This window comes from Atopomonas hussainii, from assembly GCF_900109735.1.
GTDB classification, from domain to species: Bacteria; Pseudomonadota; Gammaproteobacteria; order Pseudomonadales; family Pseudomonadaceae; genus Atopomonas; species Atopomonas hussainii.
In genome coordinates, this window is record NZ_FOAS01000013.1 from 40,411 (window position 1) to 63,934 (window position 23,524).

At 57.8% G+C, this 23,524-nt stretch carries 21 protein-coding genes and 1 tRNA gene; 12 read left to right on the top strand and 10 right to left on the bottom strand.

Going from position 1 to position 23,524, the window contains the following annotated elements:
- The first annotated feature begins 72 nt into the window (after window positions 1-72).
- The 10 genes from BMX80_RS13405 (at window position 73) to gapS4b (ending at window position 11,078) form a co-directional block, all read left to right on the top strand.
- Complete coding sequence (locus BMX80_RS13405; protein ID WP_074869342.1) at window positions 73-3,828, top strand: EAL domain-containing protein; 3,756 nt, start codon at window positions 73-75, stop codon at window positions 3,826-3,828.
- 16 nt (window positions 3,829-3,844) lie between these two features.
- Window positions 3,845-3,921, top strand: a tRNA-Ile gene (locus BMX80_RS13410).
- A 156-nt stretch (window positions 3,922-4,077) separates the two neighbouring features.
- Window positions 4,078-4,605 carry a PAAR domain-containing protein gene (locus BMX80_RS13415; protein ID WP_074869345.1) on the top strand — a complete coding sequence of 176 codons (528 nt, stop codon included), beginning with the start codon at window positions 4,078-4,080 and terminating at the stop codon, window positions 4,603-4,605.
- A gap of 11 nt (window positions 4,606-4,616) precedes the next feature.
- Window positions 4,617-5,648 (top strand): hypothetical protein, encoded by a 1,032-nt coding sequence (locus BMX80_RS13420; protein ID WP_074869348.1) that lies wholly within the window; start codon window positions 4,617-4,619, stop codon window positions 5,646-5,648.
- Between the two features lie 86 nt (window positions 5,649-5,734).
- Window positions 5,735-6,238 (top strand): hypothetical protein, encoded by a 504-nt coding sequence (locus tag BMX80_RS13425; protein ID WP_139214128.1) that lies wholly within the window; start codon window positions 5,735-5,737, stop codon window positions 6,236-6,238.
- Between the two features lie 18 nt (window positions 6,239-6,256).
- Window positions 6,257-6,886: a CHAP domain-containing protein gene (locus BMX80_RS13430; protein WP_074869353.1), complete on the top strand. Its 630-nt coding sequence runs from the start codon at window positions 6,257-6,259 to the stop codon at window positions 6,884-6,886.
- A gap of 144 nt (window positions 6,887-7,030) precedes the next feature.
- Window positions 7,031-7,801, top strand: a complete 771-nt coding sequence (locus BMX80_RS13435) for a nuclease-related domain-containing protein (RefSeq protein ID WP_074869356.1) — start codon at window positions 7,031-7,033, stop codon at window positions 7,799-7,801.
- Between the two features lie 186 nt (window positions 7,802-7,987).
- Window positions 7,988-9,004 carry a nucleoid-associated protein gene (locus BMX80_RS13440; RefSeq protein ID WP_074869359.1) on the top strand — a complete coding sequence of 339 codons (1,017 nt, stop codon included), beginning with the start codon at window positions 7,988-7,990 and terminating at the stop codon, window positions 9,002-9,004.
- Window positions 9,004-9,942, top strand: a complete 939-nt coding sequence (gene gapS4a, locus BMX80_RS13445; RefSeq protein ID WP_074869361.1) for a GapS4a family protein — start codon at window positions 9,004-9,006, stop codon at window positions 9,940-9,942. The genes BMX80_RS13440 and gapS4a overlap by 1 nt, the downstream gene beginning before the upstream one ends.
- Before the next feature lie 2 nt (window positions 9,943-9,944).
- A complete protein-coding gene (gene gapS4b, locus BMX80_RS13450) occupies window positions 9,945-11,078 on the top strand; it encodes a GapS4b family protein (RefSeq protein ID WP_074869364.1) in 1,134 nt (377 codons plus the stop codon).
- Window positions 11,079-11,140: 62 nt separating this feature from the next.
- On the opposite strand, the gene BMX80_RS13455 is transcribed toward gapS4b, so the two are convergent.
- Window positions 11,141-12,121 (bottom strand): GlxA family transcriptional regulator, encoded by a 981-nt coding sequence (locus BMX80_RS13455; protein WP_074869368.1) that lies wholly within the window; start codon window positions 12,119-12,121, stop codon window positions 11,141-11,143.
- A 114-nt stretch (window positions 12,122-12,235) separates the two neighbouring features.
- Between BMX80_RS13455 and BMX80_RS13460 the strand changes: the two genes are divergently transcribed.
- Complete coding sequence (locus tag BMX80_RS13460; RefSeq protein ID WP_074869371.1) at window positions 12,236-14,341, top strand: molybdopterin-dependent oxidoreductase; 2,106 nt, start codon at window positions 12,236-12,238, stop codon at window positions 14,339-14,341.
- Between the two features lie 50 nt (window positions 14,342-14,391).
- Here the strand turns inward: BMX80_RS13460 and BMX80_RS13465 are convergent, their stop codons facing one another.
- Window positions 14,392-15,024: an NAD(P)-dependent oxidoreductase gene (locus BMX80_RS13465; protein WP_074869373.1), complete on the bottom strand. Its 633-nt coding sequence runs from the start codon at window positions 15,022-15,024 to the stop codon at window positions 14,392-14,394.
- A 104-nt stretch (window positions 15,025-15,128) separates the two neighbouring features.
- Here BMX80_RS13465 and BMX80_RS13470 point away from each other — a divergent pair, with 104 nt between their 5' ends.
- Window positions 15,129-16,019, top strand: a complete 891-nt coding sequence (locus BMX80_RS13470) for a LysR family transcriptional regulator (protein WP_074869375.1) — start codon at window positions 15,129-15,131, stop codon at window positions 16,017-16,019.
- Between the two features lie 33 nt (window positions 16,020-16,052).
- Here BMX80_RS13470 and BMX80_RS13475 read toward each other — a convergent pair whose 3' ends face one another.
- The 8 genes from BMX80_RS13475 to BMX80_RS13510 all read right to left on the bottom strand — a co-directional run bounded on the left by BMX80_RS13475 (window position 16,053) and on the right by BMX80_RS13510 (window position 23,220).
- Window positions 16,053-16,877, bottom strand: a complete 825-nt coding sequence (locus BMX80_RS13475; protein WP_074869378.1) for a DUF6216 family protein — start codon at window positions 16,875-16,877, stop codon at window positions 16,053-16,055.
- Between the two features lie 70 nt (window positions 16,878-16,947).
- Window positions 16,948-17,298, bottom strand: coding sequence for an FKBP-type peptidyl-prolyl cis-trans isomerase (locus BMX80_RS13480; RefSeq protein ID WP_074869380.1), 351 nt, complete (start codon window positions 17,296-17,298; stop codon window positions 16,948-16,950).
- A 2-nt stretch (window positions 17,299-17,300) separates the two neighbouring features.
- Complete coding sequence (locus tag BMX80_RS13485; protein ID WP_074869382.1) at window positions 17,301-18,062, bottom strand: nitroreductase family protein; 762 nt, start codon at window positions 18,060-18,062, stop codon at window positions 17,301-17,303.
- Window positions 18,063-18,142: 80 nt separating this feature from the next.
- Window positions 18,143-19,066 (bottom strand): 5-oxoprolinase subunit C family protein, encoded by a 924-nt coding sequence (locus tag BMX80_RS13490; RefSeq protein ID WP_139214132.1) that lies wholly within the window; start codon window positions 19,064-19,066, stop codon window positions 18,143-18,145.
- Complete coding sequence (pxpB, locus tag BMX80_RS13495; RefSeq protein ID WP_139214134.1) at window positions 19,063-19,755, bottom strand: 5-oxoprolinase subunit PxpB; 693 nt, start codon at window positions 19,753-19,755, stop codon at window positions 19,063-19,065. The genes BMX80_RS13490 and pxpB overlap by 4 nt, the downstream gene beginning before the upstream one ends.
- Entirely contained in the window at window positions 19,752-20,486 is a 735-nt protein-coding gene (locus tag BMX80_RS13500) for a 5-oxoprolinase subunit PxpA (protein WP_074869386.1), read from the bottom strand. Before BMX80_RS13500 ends, pxpB begins: the two co-directional genes overlap by 4 nt.
- Window positions 20,486-21,934 (bottom strand): pyruvate kinase, encoded by a 1,449-nt coding sequence (gene pyk, locus BMX80_RS13505; protein ID WP_074869389.1) that lies wholly within the window; start codon window positions 21,932-21,934, stop codon window positions 20,486-20,488. Before pyk ends, BMX80_RS13500 begins: the two co-directional genes overlap by 1 nt.
- 113 nt (window positions 21,935-22,047) lie before the next feature.
- Window positions 22,048-23,220, bottom strand: coding sequence for a type III PLP-dependent enzyme (locus BMX80_RS13510; RefSeq protein WP_074869393.1), 1,173 nt, complete (start codon window positions 23,218-23,220; stop codon window positions 22,048-22,050).
- Window positions 23,221-23,524: the final 304 nt, after the last annotated feature.

Genomic DNA, 23,524 nt, shown 5'->3' on the forward strand with positions numbered 1-23,524 from the left:
GTTTTTCTTTGCCCCACAGGCAGCGCCAAGTACCTGAGTGAGCTAGGCTTTACGGCGGACTAAGGAGTTGCCATGCCCCGCCGCCCACTGCTGTCGATCGCGTTTGTGTTGTGCTTATTGAGCACTGCCATTGCACACGCCACCAACCGCGCCATTGCCCTCACCGCGCAGGAGCAACACTGGCTGGAGCAAAACCCGGTCTGGCAAGTGGCCAGCGACCCGGACTGGCCACCGTTCGAATACCTCGACCAGCAAAACCTGCATCAAGGCCTTGCCGCCGATTACTTGCGCTTTGCCGCTAACAGCCTTGGCGTCAGCTTGGCCATTCAGCCCACCCCGGATTGGAGCACCGCCCTAGAGCGAGCCCGCCAAGGCCAGTTGCACATTCTGGCCGCCATCGTGCCCAGCGCGGAACGCGAGCAATACCTGACCTTTACCCAGCCCTATCTGGATTACCCGGTGGTGATTCTGAGCCGCGCCAACGGCCCACAACCAACCGACATTCAGGCGCTTAAACCGCTCAAAGTCGGCGTCATCCGCAATTACCGCACCCACGAGCAGCTGCGCGTTAACCACCCAGAGCTGCACTTAGTGGCCTTCGACAACGCCAGCATGCTGCTCACCGCCCTCGCGTTGGGCCAAGTGGATGCCGCCGTCAATGACCTCGCCTCCAGCAGCTGGACGCTGCAACGCCTCGGCCTACACAACATTCAACGCAGCGGCGAACTGAAACTGCGCTACGCCCTGAGCATGGCCACGCCCAAAGGCAGCCCGCTACCAAGCATTCTCAACAAGCTGTTCAACCACATGACAGAAGAACAGCACCGCACCCTGCAAGCCCCGTGGCTCGGCGCACAGCTACAGGCAGATAGCCGCTGGCAACAGCGTGCACTGTGGATTGCCCTAAGCTCTTTCGCCCTGCTGGCGTTAACCCTCTATCTATTACGCATCAACCGGCGCCTGCGCCGCGAAGTGCAACAACGCCGCGCCATGGCCCAGGTCATCAGCGGCAACATGCAGCAATACCAAGCCTTGGTCGAAGGCCTCTGCGCCGTATCGTGGGAGATGGAGCTACCGGCATGGAACTTCCGCTATGTCTCGCCGCAGGCCGAACAGTTACTCGGTTTCAGCAGCCAAGACTGGCTTAGCCCCGGCTTCTGGCGCAGCCGTCTGCACCCCGACGACGCCGAGCGCGTCGAGCAAGAAGTGCAGCAGCGGACCTCCGCCGGGCTCGACCACACACTGCAATACCGCCTGTTAGACCATCACCAACAGCCGGTATGGGTGCACGAAATCACCACTGTGATCCGCAGCGAACACGACAATCTGCGCCGTGGCCTGCTGATTAACATCAGCGCCAGCCGCAGTGCTGATCTCGCCCGCCAAGCTTCACAAGCGCGCTTTGCCGCCATCTTCCAAAACTGCCCGGACATGCTGGCGGTTTGTCGCCGTCGCGACGGCCACATCCTGATGGTCAACCCCGCACTAGAGCAGCGCTTCGGCTGGAGCGAGCGCGAGATCATCGAAAAAACGCCCGGTCAGCTCAACCTATGGGCCAACCCCACCACCGGCACCGAACTGTTCCGCCAGCTAAAAGAACACGGCCATTTGCAGAACTTCGAAACCCGCATGCTGCAACGTGACGGCACGCCGCTCGAAGTGCTGATCTCCATCAGCCCGCTAGAGCTGCCCGGCAACGAGCAACAAATCGCCGTGGTGATTCGCGATATCAGCGAACTGCGCCGCACCGAGCGCGACATGCGCCTCTCCCAAGAAATGTTCGCCAAGGCCTTCCACAGCAGCCCCGACGGCCTGTTGCTTACCCGCCTCAAAGACGGGCAAATCTTGCAGGCCAACGAAGGCTTTGAGCGGATTACCGGGGTGAGTCGCGAACACGCCAAAGGCAGCAATACTTTTGTCTTGCGCCTGTGGGCCAACCCACGCGACCGGGAGAAAATGCTCGAACTGCTCCAGCAAGATGGCGAAGTGACCGACTTTGAAGCGCCCATCCAACACATCGACGGCAGCCAACGCACCTGCCAAATGTCGGCCCGCCCCATCAGCATTGCCGGGCAACCCTGCATGCTCACCATTGCTCGCGATATCAGCGCGCAACGCTTGTTAGAGCAAGAACTACGTCAAGCCGCCACCGTGTTTGCCAGCACCGCCGAAGGGGTAATGATCACCGATGCCGAGCAGCGCATCACTCAAGTCAACCACGCCTTTACCCGCATCACCGGCTACAGCGCCGCGCAAGCCCTAGGTCAAACGCCGCAACTGCTGGCCTCTGGCAAGCACGACGCCAGCTTTTACCAGCACATGTGGCAAGCCATCCGCGATGAAGGCCACTGGCAAGGCGAGCTATGGAATCGCCGCCAAAGCGGCGAAATCTACCCGCAGTGGCTCAACATCAGCGCGGTCTACGATCAGCAACAACAACTCAGCCATTACGTGGCCGTGTTCAGCGACATCACCGAGCTCAAACAAGCCGAGCAGCGCCTAGCCTTTCTCGCCCAGCACGACCCCCTCACCCAGCTGCCCAATCGCCTGCTACTCGAGCAGCGCATGCACGAAGCCATCGCCCTCAACCAACAAGGGCAACCCGGCGGCGCCGTGCTATTTCTTGATCTCGACCGCTTCAAACACATCAACGACAGCCTCGGCCACCCCGTGGGCGACCGCTTGCTGTGCGCCGTGGCCGAACGCCTGCAACAACAACTCGAACCCGACGACATGCTCGCTCGCTTAGGCGGCGACGAATTTATTCTGCTGCTACCGCGCCGACGCAGCGCGCAAGATGCCGAACGCATTGGCATGAAGCTACTCAACAGCTTCAACCACCCCATGCAAGTAGACGAGCACGAGTTCTTCCTTCAAGCCAGCATTGGCATCAGCCTTTACCCGCACGACAGCAGCGACTGCGCTGAGCTGATCAGCCATGCCGATGCCGCCATGTACCGCGCCAAACGCCAAGGGCGCAACCGCCTAGCCTTCTACAGCAAAGACCTCACCGAGCGCGCCACCCGCCGCGTGCAGCTTGAACGCCAACTGCACCACGCGCTCCAAGAACAAGCCTTCGAGCTGTACTACCAAGCCAAAATACGCCTGCACGATGGCAGCCTGTGTGGCGCCGAAGCGCTGATCCGCTGGCACCACCCCGAGCGCGGCTTAGTGATGCCCGGCGACTTTATTCCGCTGGCCGAAGAGAACGGCCTGATCCTACCCATCAGCGATTGGGTACTCGAAAACGCCTGCCAGCAGCTCGCCCTCTGGCACCAACAATTCGGCCACTTTGGCCCGCTGGCCATCAACCTTGCCGGCGCCCAGCTGGAACAACAGCACCTGCTCGCCCAGATCAGCAACCTGCTCGACAGCTACGCCCTGCCGGCTAATCAGCTGGAGCTGGAAATCTCCGAAGGCTTCATCATGCGTCAGCCCGAAGAACACCTGCGCCTGCTGCAACAACTGAAACAACTCGGCGTGCGCCTCGCCTTGGATGACTTCGGCACCGGGCACTCTTCACTCACCTACCTCAAACAGCTGCCGCTAGACACGCTAAAAATCGACCGCGCCTTTCTCAGCAACCTACCCAACGACAGCCATGACGTGGCCATTACCCGCGCCATTCTGGCGTTGGGCCACAACCTCGGCCTCGACGTCGTTGCCGAAGGGGTCGAAACCCAACAACAAGAAGACTTCCTACGCCAAGAAGGCTGCCAACTGAGCCAAGGCTATCTCATCAGCCGCCCCATCCCCGCCCAGCAATTTGCCGAACAGTTCCTGCGCCAAAACAGCACCCTTGGCACTGGCGCCAAGCCATCCGTATAATCCCGGCTCCTTCTGGGGGCCTATAGCTCAGTTGGTTAGAGCAGAGGACTCATAATCCTTTGGTCCACGGTTCGAGTCCGTGTGGGCCCACCACCTTTAAAGCCGCGCATTGCGCGGCTTTGTGCTTTCTGGCGCAGTACTTAGGCAACTTAAGGCCTCCGTATAACTCCAGAAAAGGTGAACTTAGCCACAGCAGCAATACCGCGTGGCGGTCAGAATGCAGGCCTTCTCGGCACAAGGATGTTAGCCATGGGCAAGCCCGCCTCACGTCTTAGCGATTTAAATGCATGCCCCATCCCTGGGCACGGCACTAATCCCACCACCACCGGCTCGCCGGATGTTTTGATCAACAACCTGCCAACACTGCGGGTCGGCGACAGCAGTGCCTGTGGTGATACGGTTGCGCAGGGGATCAGCAACATCTTGGTTAACGGCAAACCCATTGCCTTTCTCGGCAGCGCTACCGCGCATGGCGGCATGATAGTTACCGGCTCTGGTAATGTGCTGGTTGGCACTCAAGTGGGCAGCGCGCCCTTTGTAGCGCCGGAGTTTATTCCCCAACACAGCGAGCAATATCAGCTGATTGACAGCAACAGCGGCGAGCCCATTGCTGATGCGCTCTACTGTGTGGAGTGCGCCGACGGCCAGCGTTTTGTGGGCTACACCAACGCGCACGGCAATACCGAGCGAGTCTTTACCCAAGACGCCCAATCCGTGGTCGTGCGTTGGGGGCGAGATGCAGCAAACTACCTCAAGCAACGAGGCATCAGCTTCTAAGGACAGACGCGATGACAGCCGTTCACCAAGGCAAAACCAGCGCCCAACATCCCATCCAGCAAATCCCAGTATCGCTACAGCGCGACTACATCACCATCGTTGGCGCATCGCACATGACACTGCTGGAAAGGCTGCGCGGGCAGAAAGGCAACAAAATGCGCTTTATCAATCAAGGCATCCGACAAGTGCGCCTCTACCCACCAGCCACCGCCAACCACGCCACCCAGCGCATCTTTCTGATTTTTACCGAAGACTATGAGCGCCCACTGCTCGATGCTGTGAAAGACGTGGTCGAAAACCGCTACGGCGCCAAATACCGCGAGCTGGATTCCATTGCCCACCTACTGGACTTTATCAACCTGCGAATCAGCAAGAAGCGCGAGATCAAGCAGCTCGACCTATTTGCTCACGGTCTGGTGGGCACCATCGAGTTTGGCTATGAGCTCGACAAGGCCGACAGCTATCGCCTGCGTAACGCACAAGCGCAAATGCTCAAGCCAGAAGCGTTCGATCTAAGCGGCAAGATCTACTCTTACGCTTGCCGCACAGGCTTGGGCATCCATGCCGATGTGCACGTTAATGAAGATGAAGACCCGCTGTACGAAAAAAGCCTGGCACAGTTAATCGCCAACACCGCACAGACCACCGTGTGGGCATTTCCACGGCGCAGCAATTACGACCAAACCTACGGCAACGCCAGCGACCGCGCCGGACTGCAAGGTGCGCAACAAAGAGTGCAGGCCGATGATCGCGCGATGGATCACTATGAACGCCAGCTCAGTCGCTATAGGCAACGCTTGGCTGCCCATCGAAAAGCCAGCAAAGACCCAAACGCCCAGCTGCCGAATGAAACTGCCCCCAAGCCGCCAATCAAGACAGCCAGCGCTGAAGATGTGACGTTAGACCGTCATGCGAAAAGCCGCGATAACTATGATCGCTCTATCGGCTACCCACTCGATGCAGAAGGCGCTGTGCACCCAGTACGCGCCGGCGACTCGCCGACCGGCGTGCCCGCATCCCTGCGGGAATACAAACCGCGATGACTCACTACCCAAAAGCCCTGCTAGGCAGCATTGCCCTAGCCGCAAGCCTCATGACGGGGCTTTACTTAAATGCACAGGAAGGCGAAATGGCCAAAAAAATCATGATGTATTACGGCGGCTTCGAGGTGGAGGAGATGTTCGACGCCAGCCAATGGTTTACCCAAGGCATGTACCAACCGCGCAACATTGAGGCCGATGGCAGTGCCAGCAACGTCACCATGCTGCGCCGCCAACTTAAGCCCTTTACCGCCGAGCATTTGGCCGAACTCCCGTACATAGGCAGCAGCGAGCTTCGCAAAGAATTCCCAGAGCTAGACCGGACAACCCTGCTCGACACGCCTCCCGAACTCAGCCACCGCATCCGCTACACCTACAGCGCGTTTGCCGAGCCGAATAAGCCCGAAGACTATTACTACCTGTACCTTGAACTGGAAGGCCGCAAGTTCGCCGTGCTTTTCTCCCGCGATGCGCTTACCGGTGGCAACCTCACCGGCAAAAATGCCTCTGAAGTCCGTGGCGATTACGCCGCGCAAGCCGCGCACCGCCAAGCCTTTAGCGAAATTGCCGAGCACGAGCGCAAGGCGCGTTAAGCGCAGGCGGCCTAACCCATGACTAAACGCCGACTCGCCCTGCTCATTGCCGGCCTACTGCCAGTGCTCGCGCTGGCGAGCTATGCGGCGGTCACACGCATCAACCTCAACCCACACCATGCCGTCGGCGAACAGCTCGACGCCTTAAACGGCGTAGCGATTTACTACAACGGCGGGGTCAACACCGTGCAGGGCCGCCACCTGAGTAAAGACGGCTACAACCTAGGCCTGCGCTACCAGTGCGTAGAGTTCGTAAAGCGCTACTACTTCGAGCGCTACAACCACCGCATGCCCGACACCTACGGCCACGCCAAAGACTTCTTCGACCCGCGCCTTAACGAGGGCGAGCTAAATACCCTGCGAGCCATGCTGCAGTTTCACAACGGCGGCAGCACAGCACCGCAAGCGGATGACCTACTGGTATTTGGCCCATCGCTGCTGAACCGCTATGGCCACGTCGCGGTGATCGCCAGTGTGGGCGCCGCAAGCCTAGAGATTGCCCAGCAAAACCCCGGCCCCTTCGGCAACGCCCGCGAAAACTTAGCGCTTACCCAACAAGCCGGCCGCTGGACGATTCAAGCGCCCGAAGTCTTAGGCTGGCTGCGCTTACCGCCCGCCGCAACAACCGCAGAGCCCAGCAACTTGTAGCCATAGCGCGTCGCCCTAGGCATGCCAAAAGGCACGGCAAAAGCGCCCAAAAGGCCCGTGCTAGAGCCAGATAACCGAGAAACCCTTCGCAAAACTGCGCAACTTTTCGCTACTATCCAAGCATCTCTGGATAGAGGCCAAGAAATGGATTTCTCCCCCATCATCGCGCCGTTGTGGACTACCGTGAGCTGGCTGATCCCGCTGATGCTGGTCATCGGCCTGCTGCAAACCCCGTGGGCCAAGGGTTATATCGGTGAGCTTGTGGTGCGGCTGATTGCCCGCATTAAGCTCGACCAACACACCTACCGCCGCCTGCACAACGTCACCCTCAACACGCCAGACGGCACCACGCAGATCGACCACGTCTTTCTCTCGCCCTACGGCATCTTTGTGCTGGAAACCAAGAACATGCGCGGCTGGATCTTCGGCAGCGAGAAGCAAGCACAGTGGACGCAGAAGCTCTACCAGCGCAGCTTCAAATTCCAAAACCCGCTGCGACAGAACTACAAACACCTCAAAGCCCTGGAAGCCACCCTTGGCGTAAACCCCGAGCACCTGCACTCGCTGATCAGCTTTGTTGGCGGCAGCACCTTTAAAACCGCCATGCCCGCCAACGTGACCCAAGGCATTGGCTTTATTCGCTATATCCAGTCATTCCAGCAGCTGGTGTTTAGCGCCACAGAAGTGGACGCCCTGCTGCACACCCTACAAACCGGCCGCCGCGCGCCGACCCTCGCCACCCACCGCGAGCATGTGCAAAACCTTAAGCGCCGGAGTGATCCGACAGCCGAACGGCTGTGCCCGAAATGCGGCAGCGCGCTGCTGATACGCACGGTTAAATCGGGGGCTAAGGCGGGGCAGCAGTTTTGGGGATGTTCGGGGTTCCCGAAGTGCAGAACGATGCAAAGTTTTTGAGAGATCGGGGCAGGACAAGATCGTGACGCATGCGCACACAAATAAATTCGCCCCTAGCTCTGCAAAGATCCGACCTATTCAGAGCTTATAGGTACACGAGGCAAAAAACGTGACAGCCATGTTCCAGGATCTATTAGCTCTGATAACGAAAACACCCATCCACTCTAAAAATCAAAGGCTTATACAATGATAGATGTAAGCTCAGCACAGCTAACAAATATTGCCGTGCATCGCGTTGGAAATAAGACTCGAGAAGAAGGCATACGTCTTGCCGATAATGAGTCACAGATCAGCGATTCACTACGGGACTCCCTCGCTCAGCATTACTTGCGCCCACTCGCGAAACAGGGAAATAACTATGAGTTCTTCCACGAGACCGACTTATCCCTAAACGTCACTTACAATCTCGCAAAAAGAATATTCGACGAAAAGAAAAGCTTCGTTAAGAACACCCAAGGAATTGCAAAGCATCTATATTCAACCTCAACCCATCCAAACATAGCCAGCGGTGAGCTAGTTTTTTTACTATTTACAGAAGTTCTCATTGGACAGGAGAGCCTGGACGCACTTGCAGTATTAAAAATAGAAAGCAAGGACGACTTTATTAACATCAAGGAATCATCCAACTCTTTTGAAATCATCGAACTATCAGGAATCTCATTAAGCCGAATACAAAAAGGCGCCTTAATACTCCAAAACTCAAAAGGAGTTTGCGTTATCGACAACTTAGGAAAAAAAACAAAGTACTGGACTGAGTCATTTTTAAAAGTTTCACCTAGCGCAACCTCAAAATCCTATGCCAAGATCAGCGGATCAATATTAAAAGGGGTAACCTCCAAGATCGAGGACGCCCAGGCAACAATTGACTTTTCCGAAAGAATAACAGAGAAAATAAACTCATCAGAAACCACAACAATTGAAGAAATAAAAAACATATCATCTCAATTCATCGATCACGACTCTCTGACCGAAATCATATCCGGCATAGCCACTAGCTCCGGGCACGAAATCTCCGAAAACTATGAATTTAAATCAAAAGATTTTTCAAAGATCGCCAACCCAAAAAATAGAAAGATAAAAATACACAGCGGCGTTGGGCTAATCGTTAGCAACCCTAGCTACACTATCTCCAAGCTACTTGTCATAGACAAAGGACATGGCTTTCAAACAATTATCGACATCAAAGAAAGGAAGGAACAGTAATGGGGGAGAAATCTAAAAAGTCTGGAGAAATCGGGGAAAAAATATCTTCCGAACTACTTCGATTAATTGGCTGGAAAAACGCACTACACAACATGAGCATCACCTGCAACTCTCCCAAGCATAGAAACGAATCAGGCAACCAGCGAGAAACGCATGGCGAGGATCAGCTTTTTATTTATCACAACCCCTTTCATGATGATAGAACGGAAATAGTTCATGTTTCTGTAAAGAACTCCCTAGGCGCACCTCCAGGCGAAGCAACACTGAGGACAAAATTTAAGTCCCACTTTAAAGAGTGCCAAGAAATAATTGAATGCGCCAAGCACAGCCCTGAAGTCAACTCAATATCTAGAGCCCACACCACTAGAGGAAAAAAAAGTCACTCCGGCCTTTTAATATGGTTACACAATGATGAATCCGACATTGAGTGCGACATCAAACCTCACCTAGCTAGTAGCCGCTTAGAATCCGACGCAAAATTCCCAATATACTTGATAGACAATGCACGAGCATCATTCTTAATAAAAATAATTGACGATATAAAAAGAAAGTCCGAGGATAAAAAAATAGAATTTTTTTATCCTCGGATAGGAACATCTGTCTATGTAAACGAAGCCAGATCCGGCAGCAGTTTGCCGCTAGAGCTTATCGCATCAGATGTAGTCCCATTCCTTGTTAAATCAGACGACTCATGTGAAATGGTGATTTACGCAGATCAAAAATTCAGCGTCGACGCATATAAAAAGCTTTTATCTTATGCATTACAATTCTCTAGCGGCCTTGTTGCAAAAATCAAAATAGGCATGCCCGACTACAATCCATCACAAGATGAACATGAAGCACAACTCGCCAGGTTTCACTTCCCGGACCGGAACGAAGAAATAATTCCATTTTCTTTCAACAGGTCGATTTTAAGTCTCATTCCAAAAGAGGATTAAACATGAAATCCCCACTTGACACCAACTCAACCATTCTCGCAGGCGCAGATCTGAGAATCCTTCTTAACAGCGAGCACATTTCTTACGGAGAAATAAATTCAACCCTAAAAGAAAAAGGAATTTATATTGGAGAAAATGAAAAATCCATCACCGTCCCCATACTGTCTGCAACCCTCTTGACCCCCGACAACTTCTCTCGGCTAATAGAGGCAAGTGTTGACCGCGAGTCACAACCAAAGGTAAAAGGCTCCAGTCTTAAACTAGTCTCGGAATCCACGGACTGGATAACCCCTCTAAAAGACAACTTATTCGAAAACTCAAGCTGGCTAACAAGTGAGTCAAGCAACATCTCTTTCACGGAGGAGCCCGAAGTAATAATTGACGACTCAAACACAATAAGAATCCCCTATAAAGTAACCAAATCTGATTACAGCAAAGACTGGCTACAACGAGAACTTCAGTTCGATGCCGAGATAACAATAAGAAAACAAAACGGCACCTTACTACTAGACTTCTCATCAAGCCATTCATCAAAAGAAACAGAAGTGATCAACAAAAAAATAACAAGCAATATCTCGAAAATACTTAACAAGGCAAACATAGTCACCTCATCTGAGGTTGAGCAGATCAGATTCGACTCCTTTAACAATGAAGAAAGAATACGCTTCTTCAAAAAACTCACAGCCGGTCTTGGCAAGGAGATATCTACCGGAGACGTTGATAACATCGAGATCAACATTGATCGCGATGGCCCACCTCTACCGAGTGACCCGCAAATCTCATGGATGAAAAACTCCGTCAAGAGAATGAAAATTGATGGGGAAAGATTGAATGACGTTTTCCTAATCTCTGATGAAAAGTACTACCAGTATTATCACATCCAAAAAATGGATGTCGAATATACTTACTCTCAAGGGGTTAACACTGGGAAGTGCAAAATCTGCTTCCTATTCAGCAGCACTAATCGCTCTGAAGATGATTACAAAAAATCCGAACTGACATTTTCCTGCGTAAGATTAAGCCATGACAACAAAGTCAACACCAATTCAAAGCGATCAATATCAAAATTCATAAATGAAAGCCTAAAAAAACTGATAGATGCGAAATTTAATGAGTGTATTGGTACAACCCTGTAGGTTCCGTCTTGAGCCTCACCTCGCAAGCGCGAGATTTGGCTCATACGGCTTGCCCAAGCCCATCACACCCTTAACGCTCTAAACCGTGCCCGATAGGTGCTGGGCGCATAGTGCGTGCGGCGTTTGAATAGGCGGATAAACGAGCTGATGTCTTCGTAGCCTACGGCATGGGTAATGTCTTCGATGCTGGCGTTGGTTTGCACTAACAGCCGGCCGGCGGCGTCGAGGCGGACTTCTTGCAGGTAATGCAGCGGCGTTACGCCAGTGGCTAGCTTGAAGCGCCGCGCGAGCGAGCGGTTAGACAGGCCAAACTGCGCGCCGAGGGCGTCGATGCTGATGCGTTCGGCATGGTGCTGCTCTAGCCACGTTTGCACCTGCAAGATGGCGGCGTCGCTGTGGTGGCGCAGGCTCACCAGCGGGGTAAAGCTGAGCTGTTTGGCGCGCTCCAGATCGACCATAAAGTATTTGGCGGTGTCCATCGCCGTGGCGTGGTCGCAGAACAGTTCGACCAGATACAGGCCCAAGTCGAACCACGAAGTGCCGCCAGCATCGCAGAGGATATTGCCGTCGTGGATCAGCACCTGATCGGCGCGCAGGTCGATGCTGGGGTAGCGCTGGCGAAACAGCTCGACGTTATCCCAAAAGGTGGTGGCTTTTTTGCCCGCCAACAGGCCCGCCTCGGCGAGAAAGAACGAGCCATTGCTGTTGCTGCCCAGCAAGCTGCCTGCGGTGGCGGCCTGTTGCAGGTAATCAGTGAGCCAGGTGTTGTCGCGCAGGGTTTGTTCAATATCACCGGCAATGCTGGGCACCAGCACCACTTCGCTATGGCCTGCCTCGGCAAGGCTGCAATGCGGCGTGAGAGTGATGCGGTTCATGGCTTTCACCGGCTGGCCGTGGGCGCTCACCAAGCGAATGGCAAAGCGCGGCTGGCTGTGGCCGTGCCGTTGGGCGTAGGCGCGCCCGGCGAAGTAGAGCAAGTCGTTAATGCCCATCACCGCCGCGCCGAGCACGTAATCAAACAGCATCACGCTGACCGTCACCATCGAGCCGCCCCTACGCTTGTGGCAGAAATCACCAGTTATATGTCGTTTTCTACAATTACACAGGCGTTAGCCGGTTGCCAGAATGATGACTTTCCCCTCAGCCAAGGTGCCGCCATGAGTGACGTGCAAACGCATTTTCGAACCTGCAACATTTGCGAAGCCATGTGCGGGCTAGAGATTAAGCACCGTGGCGAAGAGATTGTGTCGATCAAGCCCGACCCGCTCGACCCCTTCAGCCGTGGCCATATTTGCCCGAAAGCGGTGGCGCTGCAGGACTTCTATCACGACCCCGAGCGGCTCAAAACGCCGCTGCGCAAAACCGCCGAGGGCTGGCAGGCGATCAGCTGGGAAGACGCCTTTAGCGAAATCGGCAGCCGTGTGCGCGCCCTGCAAGCCGAGCACGGCCAAGACTGCGTGGCCGCTTATATGGGTAACCCCAATGCGCACAACTTGGGCAATGCGCTGTTTTTGCCGCAGTTTATGAAGGCGCTGGGCAGCAAGAACCGCTACAGCTCGGCCTCGGCCGATCAACTGCCGCACCATGTGGCGGCGAACTTTTTATTTGGCGCGGGCATGGCCATTTCGGTGCCGGATATCAATCGCACCGATTACCTGCTGATCATCGGCGGCAATCCGGTGGTGTCTAACGGCAGCATGATGAGCGGCGCCGGCATGCCGGGGCGCATCAAAGATATTCAGCAACGCGGCGGCAAGGTGGTGGTGATCGACCCACGCCGCACCGAAACCGCGAAAATCGCCAGCGAGCATGTGTTTATCCGCCCAGAGAAAGACGCCCTGCTGCTGATGGCGATGATTCACACCTTATTCGCCGAACAGCGTATCAACCTGCGCCACTTGGCCCCGCTGTGCGATGGCTTGGCGGATATCGAACAGGCCGCCGCGCCCTTTAGCCCCGAACAAGTAGCCGAGACCGTGGGCATTAGCGCTGTGGATATTCGCCGCCTTACCGACGAGTTTGCCAGCGCGCCCTCGGCGGTGTGCTACAGCCGCATGGGCGCCTCGACGCAATCCTTCGGCGGCCTGTGCCAGTGGCTGACCTTGGTGCTGAACATACTCACCGGCAATCTGGATCGCCAAGGCGGGGCGATGTTCCCGCAGCCAGCGTTCGACCTGCTTGGCAGCGTAAAGCCGGGCAAGCCCAGCTCGTATGGCCGCCATCAGTCGCGGGTGCGTCAGCTACCGTTTTTTAACGGCGAGTTCCCGATTGCTACTTTGGCCGACGAGATTGAAACCGCAGGCGATGGGCAGATCAAAGCGCTGATCACCATTGCCGGCAATCCGGTGCTCTCGGCGCCCAATGGCGACCGCCTAGACCGAGCCTTTGCGGGGCTGGATTTTATGGTCAGCGTGGATATCTACCTGAACGAAACCACCAAGCACGCCGACATTATTCTGCCTGCTACCACAGGGCTGGAGATTGCCCACTTCGACGTGTTCTTCAATAGCTTTGCGGTGAGCAACACAGCGAAATACTCGCCGCCGATGTTCGCCAAAAAACCGGGACAAAAGCACGATTGGGAGATTCTAAAAGGCCTGATCGCATGCCTGACCGGCGCGCCGGATAACGGCGCCACGCCCGAGCTGCTGCTGGACATGGGCCTCAAAGCTGGGCGTTATAAAGAGCAAGGCATGAGCCTGCAAAGGCTCTTGGATAACCCCCACGGCATCGACCTCGGCCCCCTGCAACCGTGCATCAGCGAGCGCCTGCGCACTGCCGACGGGCGCATTGCGCTGGCACCGGCGTTCTACCTCAACGACCTGCCGCGTTTACAGGCTGCATTAGAGGAAGACGCCACCCAGCGCGCCGACTACCCGTTCCAAATGATCAGCCGCCGCTTAGTGCGCAACCACAATACTTGGACGCACAACGCGCACCGCCTGATCAAAGGTAAGAATCCGGTCACCCTGCAAATGCACTCCGCCGATGCCGCACGCCTGCAATTAAGCGCCGGCCAAGCTGTGACGGTACGCTCGGCCACCGGCCAAGTGACGCTGGATGTGGAGATTAACGACGACATTCTGCAAGGCGTGGTGAGCGTCCCCCAAGGCTGGGGCCATAACCACCGCAACACCGCGATGAGCGTGGCGGCCAAGCAGCCGGGCATCAGCATCAACAGCCTGACCTGCGACCAGCGCGTCGACCCACTCACCGGCAACGCCGCGCTCAACGGCGTGGCGGTGGCGATTCACGCGGCGTAACAGCCCAGCGGCCCCGCCGTTATGCGGGGCCGATGGGGGATTTGTGGGCTTTAGTAAGCCACGCTCACGCGGGTTTGCGCTGGAGCATCTTGCTCGGCCAAGTCCAGCAGGGCCACCGCGTAGTCGGCAGCGCTAATGCGGCTGCGGCCTTCGCTATCGACCAACAACTGGTCGCCGCCTAAGCGATAAGCGCCGCTGCGCTCGCCGGGGTAGATTTCTGCAGCGGGGCTTACAAACGTCCACGCCAGCGGGCTTTGGCTATCGCGGAACACCGCCAGCGCTTCACCTTGGGCGATGGCTTCGGCTTTGTATTCCGCCGGAAAGCTCGGCTGAGCGACTAAGACTTCGCCCGGCGCCACCTCTAAACTGCCGGCACCGCCCACCCACAACAGGCGCTTAACGCCCGTTTTAGGCAGCTCGGCCAACAAGCGCGCGGCGGTGGCCGGCACGATCTCGTGATTACCGGCGGCACGCCCGCCGACACTGGCGATCAGCAAGTCAGCGCCAGCCAACGCCTCGGCCAGTGACTGCTCGGTATTTAAGTCGAACGCACGCGCGGTAACGCCTTCTGGCAAGCCTTGCGGGTTACGCGCCAAGCCAATCACGCGATGGCCGCGTGCTAAGGCCTCTGCACTGATGGTGGAGCCCAGCCAGCCGCTAGCGCCCAAAACTGCAATGTTCATGGTGTGTCTCCTGTGGGTGATTGCACGGGAGCACAGCTTATTGAGCAGATAAAACGCGATAAATACGCTTTAATGAAGCAGTTTATTACCGATATAGAAACAAAATGGACAAACTCGACGCCCTGCGCAGCTTTGTAGAAGTGGCTAATCGCGGCAGCTTTACCGCCGCCGCCGAGCATTTGCAGCTCAGCCGCGTGCAAGTGAGCCGCCATGTGCAAGAGGTAGAGCAGTGGCTGAATTTGCGCTTGCTGCACCGCACTACGCGCCGCGTTAGCCTCACCAGCGCCGGCAGCGACGCGCTGTTGCACTGCGAACGCCTGCTCAACGAAGCCGCCGCGCTTGAGGCCAGCGCCCGCAGCCAACAAGCCCTGCAAGGCGATATCCGCATTGCCGCCCCAGCGGGCGTTGGGCAAAACAGCCTGCTCGATCAACTCAGCGCCTTTATGCAACTGCACCCGGCGGTGCGCGTGCATTTGCAGCTGTCGGATCACAACGCGCAGCTGGTGGATGAGCGCGTCGACATCGCCCTGCGCTTTGCCGTGCAGCCTGACGAGCAACTTATCGCCCGCCGCTTGTTGGCGATTGATTCTGTGGTATGCGCCAGCCCCAGCTACTTAGCGCAACACCCCACGCCAACCAGCCCCAGCGAGCTAAGCCAGCACCGCTGCCTCGTGCACCTCGCCCATCAACACTGGCACTTTTTGCATAACGCCAGCGTGCTCGCGCAGCCGATAAACGGCCAACTGTTTGCCAACGACATGGGCACCCTGCTCAACGCTTGCCTGCGCGGCATGGGTATCGCCCTACTGCCCTGCGATCTGGCCAAGCCGCTGCTTAATCAGGGCAAGCTGGTCGCCCTGATGCTAGACACCCCACCGCCACGCCACTCCTTATGGGCGGTGTACCTATCGCGCAGCTATCAACAGCCGCTGGTGCGCGCGCTGATCGACTATCTGGCCGAACACTGGCAGGTGGATGGGTTGTATTGGGAATAACCCCCGCAGCGCTAAGGCCTAGCCGCCGAACAACTAAGCCGCACTTAACGGCGGTGTTGCCGCTTTTTGAGCCTGAGACTTGCTGTAAATCCGCTGCGCCAACGCCACTTTGCGTTGCCAGTTCATGACCCAGCAGAACAAGACCCCAAGTATGGCTTCGAAAAAAACGGCCACGTACTTTTGCGAAGTAACGGCCTGCTGCAAGTACTCTTTGGCCTCGGGCTTGATCAAATCACACACTACTTTGCGAACGTGTGTATCAGGCAAAAATGTTATGTCTTTAGCGCAGTCGTCTAGGGTCATTGACCATTGCAACCTATTCCAAGCAAATAAACTTTCGCCGTCGGTCCAAACTCGGGTAGAGGATTGTTTAACCTTAATTAAGGTGTGATCCGTCACCAGCAAAAAGCCGCCAAAAACAGCAGCGAGTAGCAGCCCCGCGCAATAAACCCGTCCTTCCCAACGCTTTAGCTTTTGCTGTGGATTAGCAAAGGTTTGCTCTGCGGGGTTGTAGTACTTGGCGGACTTCATCAGGTCATCCGCCGAAACACCAAGCTCATCGGCCCACTTAAACATCTGCATGGCGTCATCGAGGTTGGCAAAGCGGATGCCGGTTTTGTAGCGCAAAGACTCTAAGTCTTTAATCTCGCGCCAGCGCTCGGCTAGAAACGTGTTGTCGATCTCTTCGCTGCCACCCAATAAGCGCCAAATGCGCTCGCGCACAAAGTGCGCAGTGCCGGAGCGGTTGAGGGTAAAGAACAGCAAACAGCCAGTGCCCAGCAGCGCCAGCATAGGGGCTGCGGAGTGCAGCAGCTCGAGAGTTTGCTCGGCAACAGAGAGTGCTTCTTGCGGTGCCATGGGGATTCCTTTCTGTGCTGAGTGGGCGCTGGGCGCCGGCGGGGTTGCCGTTTAGCTTAGTGGCAAAGGCTTAATCGTCGCGCGTCAGCACTTCGAGCAATTCGATCTCAAACCATAAGTCCGAGTTTGGCGGGATGCTGCCGACGCTGCGCTCGCCGTAGCCCAAATGCGCGGGGACAAACAGCTTGCGCTTGCCGCCAACCTGCATGCCCATCAGGCCTTGGTCCCAGCCGGCTATCACCCGGCGACTGCCGATCACGCACTGAAAAGGTTTGCCGCGTGCGTAGGAAGAGTCGAACTCGCTGCCATCGGCCAGCCAGCCACGGTATTGGGTAGTGATCAGCGCGCCTTTGACGCAGGCTTTGCCCGTGCCAATCACTAGGTCTTCGATGCTCAGTTGTGTGTTTGCTTGTTCGCTCATGCTTAATGCCAGCTGACGTGTTGCTCTAAGGGAAACCGCAGGCGCGGATTGTAAACCGCTTTGTCGCCGGGTTTGCCCACTGCCAGCAGCATAATGGGGATGGCTTGTTTGGGGATGTGCAGCACACGACGCAGGCGTACCTCGTCGAAGCCTTCCATCGGGCAGGTGCAGTAGCCGTGGCTTTGCAAGGCGAGCATGAGGTTTTCTGCCGCTAGCGCGGTGGACTTCACCGCCCACACCCGCATATCGGCGTGGCTGTTGGGCGTGCGCATCAGGGCTTTTTTCAGCCCTACGATGCGTAGCAACTGGCGCTTAAAAAAGCCGCGCCAACCGAGTAGCCCTTGGTTGTACTGAAACGGCGCGGTTTTGCGGTAGAAGTGTTCAATCAGCTTAGGCGCCGGGCCTTCGGGCCAGTGTTCGATCACCCCGCTACAGGCCTGCTGCCAAGTGTCCGGGCGCGCCAGCACGGCGATGATCAGCGGCGCTTTGGCGGCATTCTGGCTCATGCATACCGGGTGCAAGGCCGCCAGCAGTGCGGGTTTTTGGATCACCTGAAAACTCCACGGCTGCAAATTGCAGGAGTTCGGCGCCAGCACCGCCAGCTCTAGGCAATCACGAATCACCGCCTCGGGCACCGGTTCGGCGGTAAAGCGGCGCACCGCACGGCGGCTTTCAATCAGCGCGCGCAAAGCCGCAGGCGTGGCGGCATCGGCACGCGTAAGCGCGACCTGCGGCTCGGCAATAGTGGTTGAAGATAAGGACATGGCAGCACTCCATCGGGCAAACCCAGCGTGCCTCAGGCTGGCAGATTGGCGTGGTGCAAGCAAAGGGCATTCACGCCAGATCAGCGCGCAAAAAAGGCCGTGTGGGCGCGGTATTCAGCCTGCATATCATCCAAGCTGATGCTGGTAAAACGAACTTGGCCGCCGGGTGGCAGCTGCGCCAGCAAAGGCAAATCCAGCGGGTGCACCCAGCCGAGCACCGGGTAGCCGCCCATGGTTTGCTGGTCGGCCATCAGCACCACCGGCTGGCCGGAGGGCGGCACTTGCACGGCGCCGAGGCTCATGCCGCGCGAATAACGCAGCACTGGCGGCTCAGCCAGCGCTTCGCCAGTCAAGCGCATGCCCATGCGGTTGCTGTCTGCGCTGAGTGACCACGCCTGATTAAAGAAGGCTTGCTGGGCAGCCTCAGTAAAACGCGACAGATCACCACCGGGCAGCAAGCGCAGGCGGATCTGCCCGGCGCAGCGCGGCTGAAAACGCCACGGCACGCCGACTTGCCGGGTCAGCAGGCGGCTACCGCCATGCAGCGCATCGCCTGCCTGTAGCGCGCGGCCATCGCCATGTAGGCCGCCTAAGCCTTCGCGGGTTTGCGTGGCCACACTGCCGAGCACCGGCTTGGCGCTAAAGCCGTCTGCGACGGCCAAGTAGGCGCGCTGGCCTCGTGCGCCAAACCCCACGCTGAGGGTTTGCCCGGCACGCAGAATAAAACTGCTTTGCGTAGCCAGCGGCTGGCCGTCGATGTGCGCCGGTAGCGGCGCGCCGACCAAGGCTAACTGGCCGTCTTGCCGAGCCTCGGCGCTAAAGCCGCCTAAGGTAATTTCCAGCAAAGGCGCATCCACGGGGTTGCCGAGCAGGCGATTGGCCCACGCGGCGCTTAAACAATCCAGTGGGCCGCTGGCTGACACGCCTAGGTGTTGCCAGGCGGCGCGCCCGCCGTCCATCAACAGGCTTAACGGGCCGGCTTTAAGCACCGTGAGCGCACTCACGGCGCACCGCCTTGGGCGAGGTAGGTGGCGTAGTCGATGGCGACAAAGCGCACCCGGTCGCCCACCTGCCAAGGGCTGGGAGGCTGCGCGGACGGGTCGAACAGTGGCTGAGCGGTGCGGCCAATCAAGTGCCAGCCGCCGGGCGAGGCTTGTGGGTAGATGGCGCACTGTTGCTCGGCCACCGCCACGCTACCGGCCGGCACTTGAGTGCGCGGCGTGGCGCGGCGCGGTTGGGCCAATTGCGGGTCGAGCCCGGCTAAATAGGCAAAACCGGGGGCAAAACCAATGGCGCCCACTCGGTAGCGAGCGCTGTGATGCTTGGCGATTAGCTCGGCCTCGCTGAGCCCGCAGGAGTCAGCTAACCAAGGCAAATCCGGCGCTAAACGGTGGTCGTAACACACGGCAATGCAATGTTCGCGGGCCGTGTCGTGCTCTGCCGCGCCCTGCGGCTCGAGCGCGGCAAGTTGGCTAAGCAGCGGGCACAGGCGCTCCACCAGCTGGTGGTAATCCGCCTGCATTACGTCGTAATGCAGCAACAGGCTATCCCACGCGGGCACCACGGCGACGATACCCGGCCACTGACGCAGCTGCTGCGCCAAGGCCGCGAGGCGCGCGCTGAGCGCTGCACTGGGCGGCTCGTCCAGCAGCACTTGCAGGGCGCAGGCACCGGCTGGCTCGATGTGCATCAGAGCGCGTCCAAGCCCGCCCGCAAGCGGCGCAACACGCTACGCGCGTGGGCGTTGTCGCCATGCACACAAAGGCTATCGGGCGTGAGGCAGAGGCTACCGCCATCGGCGAGCGCCACCGGCGCGCCACGGGCAAACGCTAGCGCTTGGTTGAGAATGCTGTCGTCATCGCCATGCACCGCGCCGGGCGTGCCGCGCGGCAGCAGGCTGCCATCGGCGGCGTAGCCTCGGTCGGCGAAGGCCTCAAACAACAAAGGCACACCAAGCTGCTCAGCCAAACGCTGGCTGCCGCTGTTATCGGCGCGAGCCAGCACCATCAGTGGCAGGCCGTCGCGGTAACGTGCACACGCAGTTAGCGCGGCGCGCAGCAAGCTGGCGTCGGCGGCAATCGCGTTGTACAGCGCGCCGTGCGGTTTGACGTAATCCACTTGGCTACCTTCGGCGCGGCACAGGCCATCCAGCGCGCCGATTTGGTACAGCAACAGGGCTTCGACTTCTTCCGGCGACACCGCCATGGCGCGGCGACCAAAGCCGACCAAGTCCGGGTACGCCGGATGCGCACCAATGCTGACGCTGTTCTCCAACGCCAGCTTGACGGTGTTGCGCATGGTCTGCGGGTCGGAGGCATGAAAGCCGCAGGCGATGTTGGCTTGGTCGACCAGCGGCATGACCAGCTCATCCTCGCCCATGCGCCACGCGCCGAAGCTTTCGCCCATGTCGCAGTTGAGTTTCATCAGAACACCTTGTCGCCGGCGCAGATGATTTTCAGCGTATTGGTGCCGCCTTCGGTGTTGTTGTAGTCACCTTTGGTGAGCACCAGCCAGTCGCCGGGTTGTACTAAGCCGCGCTTGAGCAGCTCGTCCACCGCCGCTTGGTTGGCTTGCTCGCGACCGTGCGCGGCAATATCAAACGGAATCGGGTACACGCCGCGATACAGCGCCACACGGTGCTGGGTGCTGGCGTGCGGCGAGAGGGCAAAGATCGGCACTTGGCTGCGCATGCGCGACATGGTCAGCGGCGTGGCACCGCTTTCGGTGAGGCTAACAATCGCCTTCACGCCGGGAAAGTGGTTGGCCGCGTACATGGCCGTGAGGGCGATGGTTTGATCGCAGCGGGCGAAGGTTTCGACCTGCGCCTCAGCGGTGGGGATCTGCTCGGCGTGCTTTTCGGCGCCGATACAAATACGCGCCATGGCGGCCACGGCCTCGACCGGGTAATCGCCAGCGGCGGTTTCGCCGGAGAGCATCACCGCGTCGGTATGGTCGATCACCGCGTTGGCCACGTCGGAGACTTCCGCGCGCGTCGGCATCGGGCTCTTGGTCATCGACTCCATCATTTGCGTGGCGGTGATCACGCCTTTATTCAGCGCGCGGGCCCGGCTGATGATGAGTTTTTGAATGCCGATCAGCTCGGCGTCGCCGATCTCCACGCCCAAGTCGCCGCGCGCGACCATCACCGCATCACTGGCGCGGATCAGGTCTTCCAGCACGCGCAGTTCAGCCACCGCTTCGGCGCGTTCGATTTTCGCTACTAACCCGGCGTGGCCGCCCGCGGCTTCTAGCAAGCTACGCGCTTGCTGCATGTCCGCCGCTTCACGCGGGAAGGACACGGCCAAATAATCCACCGCTAGCTCGGCAGCAAGCTGGATATCGGCGCGGTCTTTAGCGGTCAGCGCTTCGGCCGAGATACCGCCGCCGCGCTTGTTGATGCCCTTGTTGTTGGACAGCGGCCCGGCCACTTCGACGCGGGTGTCCACGCCGTCGGCATCCACCGCCAGCACGCGCAGCACTATGCGCCCATCGTCGAGCAGCAGCTCGTCGCCGGGGGCGCAGTCTTTGACTAAATCGGGGTAATCCAGCCCGACCACCTGCGCGTTGCCCGCAGCGCGGTCGTGGCTCATCGACAGGCGAAACGCCACGCCATGGGCCAGCTCAATCTTGTTCTCGGCAAAGCGCGCGATACGAATCTTCGGCCCTTGCAGGTCGCCCAACAGGGCCACGAAACGGCCTTGCTTGGCGGCTTCTTCGCGCACCACTCGGGCACGTTCGCGGTGATCGTCGGCGCTACCGTGAGAGAAGTTCAACCGCGCCACATCCATACCGGCGGCAATCAGCGCGGCGATTTGCTCACGCGAGCTGGATGACGGGCCTAAGGTGGCGACAATTTTGCTGCGACGAAACATGCATACTCCAACACTGTTCAGGTCTGTGCACAGTATGACAGCCCCATGACCGTTTGAAGGCACGAATAAAAAAGCCCGCTCTACAGAGCGGGCTTTTTAACAACGCGAAACGCTTACAGGTAGTAAGACTTCAGCGGCGGGAAACCGTTGAACTCTACCGCGCTGTAGCTGGTGGTGTACGCGCCGGTGGACAGCCAGTACATGCGGTCGCCGCTCGACAGGTTCAGCGGCAGGCCGTACTTGTAGTGCTCGTACATGATGTCGGCGCTGTCGCAGGTCGGGCCAGCGATAACCACTTCTTCCATCTCACCTTGCTTGTCGGTGTGGATGGGGAACTTGATGGACTCGTCCATGGTTTCGATCAGGCCGGAGAACTTGCCCACATCGGTGAACACCCAGCGCTCGACGGCGGTGCGCGATTTGCGCGACACCAGCACCACTTCGCTGACCAAGATACCGGCGTTGGCGATCAGCGAACGACCGGGCTCGAGGATGATTTCCGGCAGCTCGTCACCGAAGTCTTCCTTCAAGAAGCGGGTGATCTCGCGCGAATAGGTTTCCAAGTCATTGGTCTTGGCGATGTAGTTGGCCGGGAAGCCGCCACCCATGTTGATCATCTTCAGGGTGATGCCGTCTTCTTCTTTCAGACGCTCGAAGATCACCTTGACCTTGGCAATCGCCGCATCCCACGCGCCGATATCGCGCTGCTGGCTGCCGACGTGGAAGGAAATGCCGTACGGCACCAAACCCAAATCACGGGCCAGAATCAACAGATCCATGGCCATGTCGGTTTGGCAGCCGAACTTGCGTGACAGCGGCCAATCGGCAGTGGTGGCGCCTTCAGTGAGGATGCGCACATAAATACGCGAGCCCGGCGCGGCCTTGGCGATGTTGCGCAGGTCGGACTCCGAGTCGGTGGCAAACAGGCGCACGCCTTTGTCGTAGAAGTAGCGGATGTCCTTGGACTTCTTGATGGTGTTGCCGTAGCTGATGCGCTCCGGGCCCACGCCACGGCTCATCACCTTGTCCAGCTCATAGATGGAGGCGATGTCGAAGTTCGAGCCTTTGTCGCGCAGCAGGTCGATCAGCTCGACCGCTGGGTTGGCCTTCACCGCGTAAAACACGTTGGCGAACGGGAAGCCAGCGATCAAGTCATCGTAGGCGCGGGAAATGGTGTTCAGATCAATCATCACGAAGGGCGTTTCTTGCTGATCAGCAAACGCCTTCATGCGCTGAAAAGTTTCGGGAGTGAAGTAATCTTCGACCTTAATAGGCTGCAACGACATGCCAGAGTCCTCGCTTGCGTGAATGTCAGGGGGCTTGAACGCCGCTCAGTATCCCCACTTTGGTTCGCCTACTTCCCAAGGCTTGTCGCCGAGGATTAGCCAAGGGCATAACCTCTCGTCGTCAGTACTTGAGCCGGATGGATCGTTCCAGCATGGACGTTCTTGGGGGCGCACTTTAGGCCGCAAAGCCCCACGATTCAACCGTCAAACCCGCGAAAAGCCTAGCTCGGCGCGGTTTTTTTAGCCGCGTGCAAAATAGCCGACAGGCATAGGCGAAAATGTCAAAAAAGCTGCACAGGTTAGG

Excerpts from the sequence above, each read along its gene's own strand:
- BMX80_RS13475 (WP_074869378.1), bottom strand. The coding sequence starts at position 16,877 with ATGGCACCGCAAGAAGCACTCTCTGTTGCCGAGCAAACTCTCGAGCTG.
- gapS4b (WP_074869364.1), top strand. The coding sequence starts at position 9,945 with ATGAAATCCCCACTTGACACCAACTCAACCATTCTCGCAGGCGCAGAT.
- BMX80_RS13415 (WP_074869345.1), top strand. The coding sequence starts at position 4,078 with ATGGGCAAGCCCGCCTCACGTCTTAGCGATTTAAATGCATGCCCCATC.
- BMX80_RS13500 (WP_074869386.1), bottom strand. The coding sequence starts at position 20,486 with ATGAAACTCAACTGCGACATGGGCGAAAGCTTCGGCGCGTGGCGCATG.
- BMX80_RS13420 (WP_074869348.1), top strand. The coding sequence starts at position 4,617 with ATGACAGCCGTTCACCAAGGCAAAACCAGCGCCCAACATCCCATCCAG.
- BMX80_RS13470 (WP_074869375.1), top strand. The coding sequence starts at position 15,129 with ATGGACAAACTCGACGCCCTGCGCAGCTTTGTAGAAGTGGCTAATCGC.
- BMX80_RS13485 (WP_074869382.1), bottom strand. The coding sequence starts at position 18,062 with ATGTCCTTATCTTCAACCACTATTGCCGAGCCGCAGGTCGCGCTTACG.
- BMX80_RS13465 (WP_074869373.1), bottom strand. The coding sequence starts at position 15,024 with ATGAACATTGCAGTTTTGGGCGCTAGCGGCTGGCTGGGCTCCACCATC.
- BMX80_RS13440 (WP_074869359.1), top strand. The coding sequence starts at position 7,988 with ATGATAGATGTAAGCTCAGCACAGCTAACAAATATTGCCGTGCATCGC.
- BMX80_RS13405 (WP_074869342.1), top strand. The coding sequence starts at position 73 with ATGCCCCGCCGCCCACTGCTGTCGATCGCGTTTGTGTTGTGCTTATTG.
- pyk (WP_074869389.1), bottom strand. The coding sequence starts at position 21,934 with ATGTTTCGTCGCAGCAAAATTGTCGCCACCTTAGGCCCGTCATCCAGC.
- BMX80_RS13455 (WP_074869368.1), bottom strand. The coding sequence starts at position 12,121 with ATGGTGACGGTCAGCGTGATGCTGTTTGATTACGTGCTCGGCGCGGCG.
- BMX80_RS13425 (WP_139214128.1), top strand. The coding sequence starts at position 5,735 with ATGGCCAAAAAAATCATGATGTATTACGGCGGCTTCGAGGTGGAGGAG.
- BMX80_RS13460 (WP_074869371.1), top strand. The coding sequence starts at position 12,236 with ATGAGTGACGTGCAAACGCATTTTCGAACCTGCAACATTTGCGAAGCC.
- gapS4a (WP_074869361.1), top strand. The coding sequence starts at position 9,004 with ATGGGGGAGAAATCTAAAAAGTCTGGAGAAATCGGGGAAAAAATATCT.
- BMX80_RS13430 (WP_074869353.1), top strand. The coding sequence starts at position 6,257 with ATGACTAAACGCCGACTCGCCCTGCTCATTGCCGGCCTACTGCCAGTG.
- BMX80_RS13480 (WP_074869380.1), bottom strand. The coding sequence starts at position 17,298 with ATGAGCGAACAAGCAAACACACAACTGAGCATCGAAGACCTAGTGATT.
- BMX80_RS13435 (WP_074869356.1), top strand. The coding sequence starts at position 7,031 with ATGGATTTCTCCCCCATCATCGCGCCGTTGTGGACTACCGTGAGCTGG.
- BMX80_RS13510 (WP_074869393.1), bottom strand. The coding sequence starts at position 23,220 with ATGTCGTTGCAGCCTATTAAGGTCGAAGATTACTTCACTCCCGAAACT.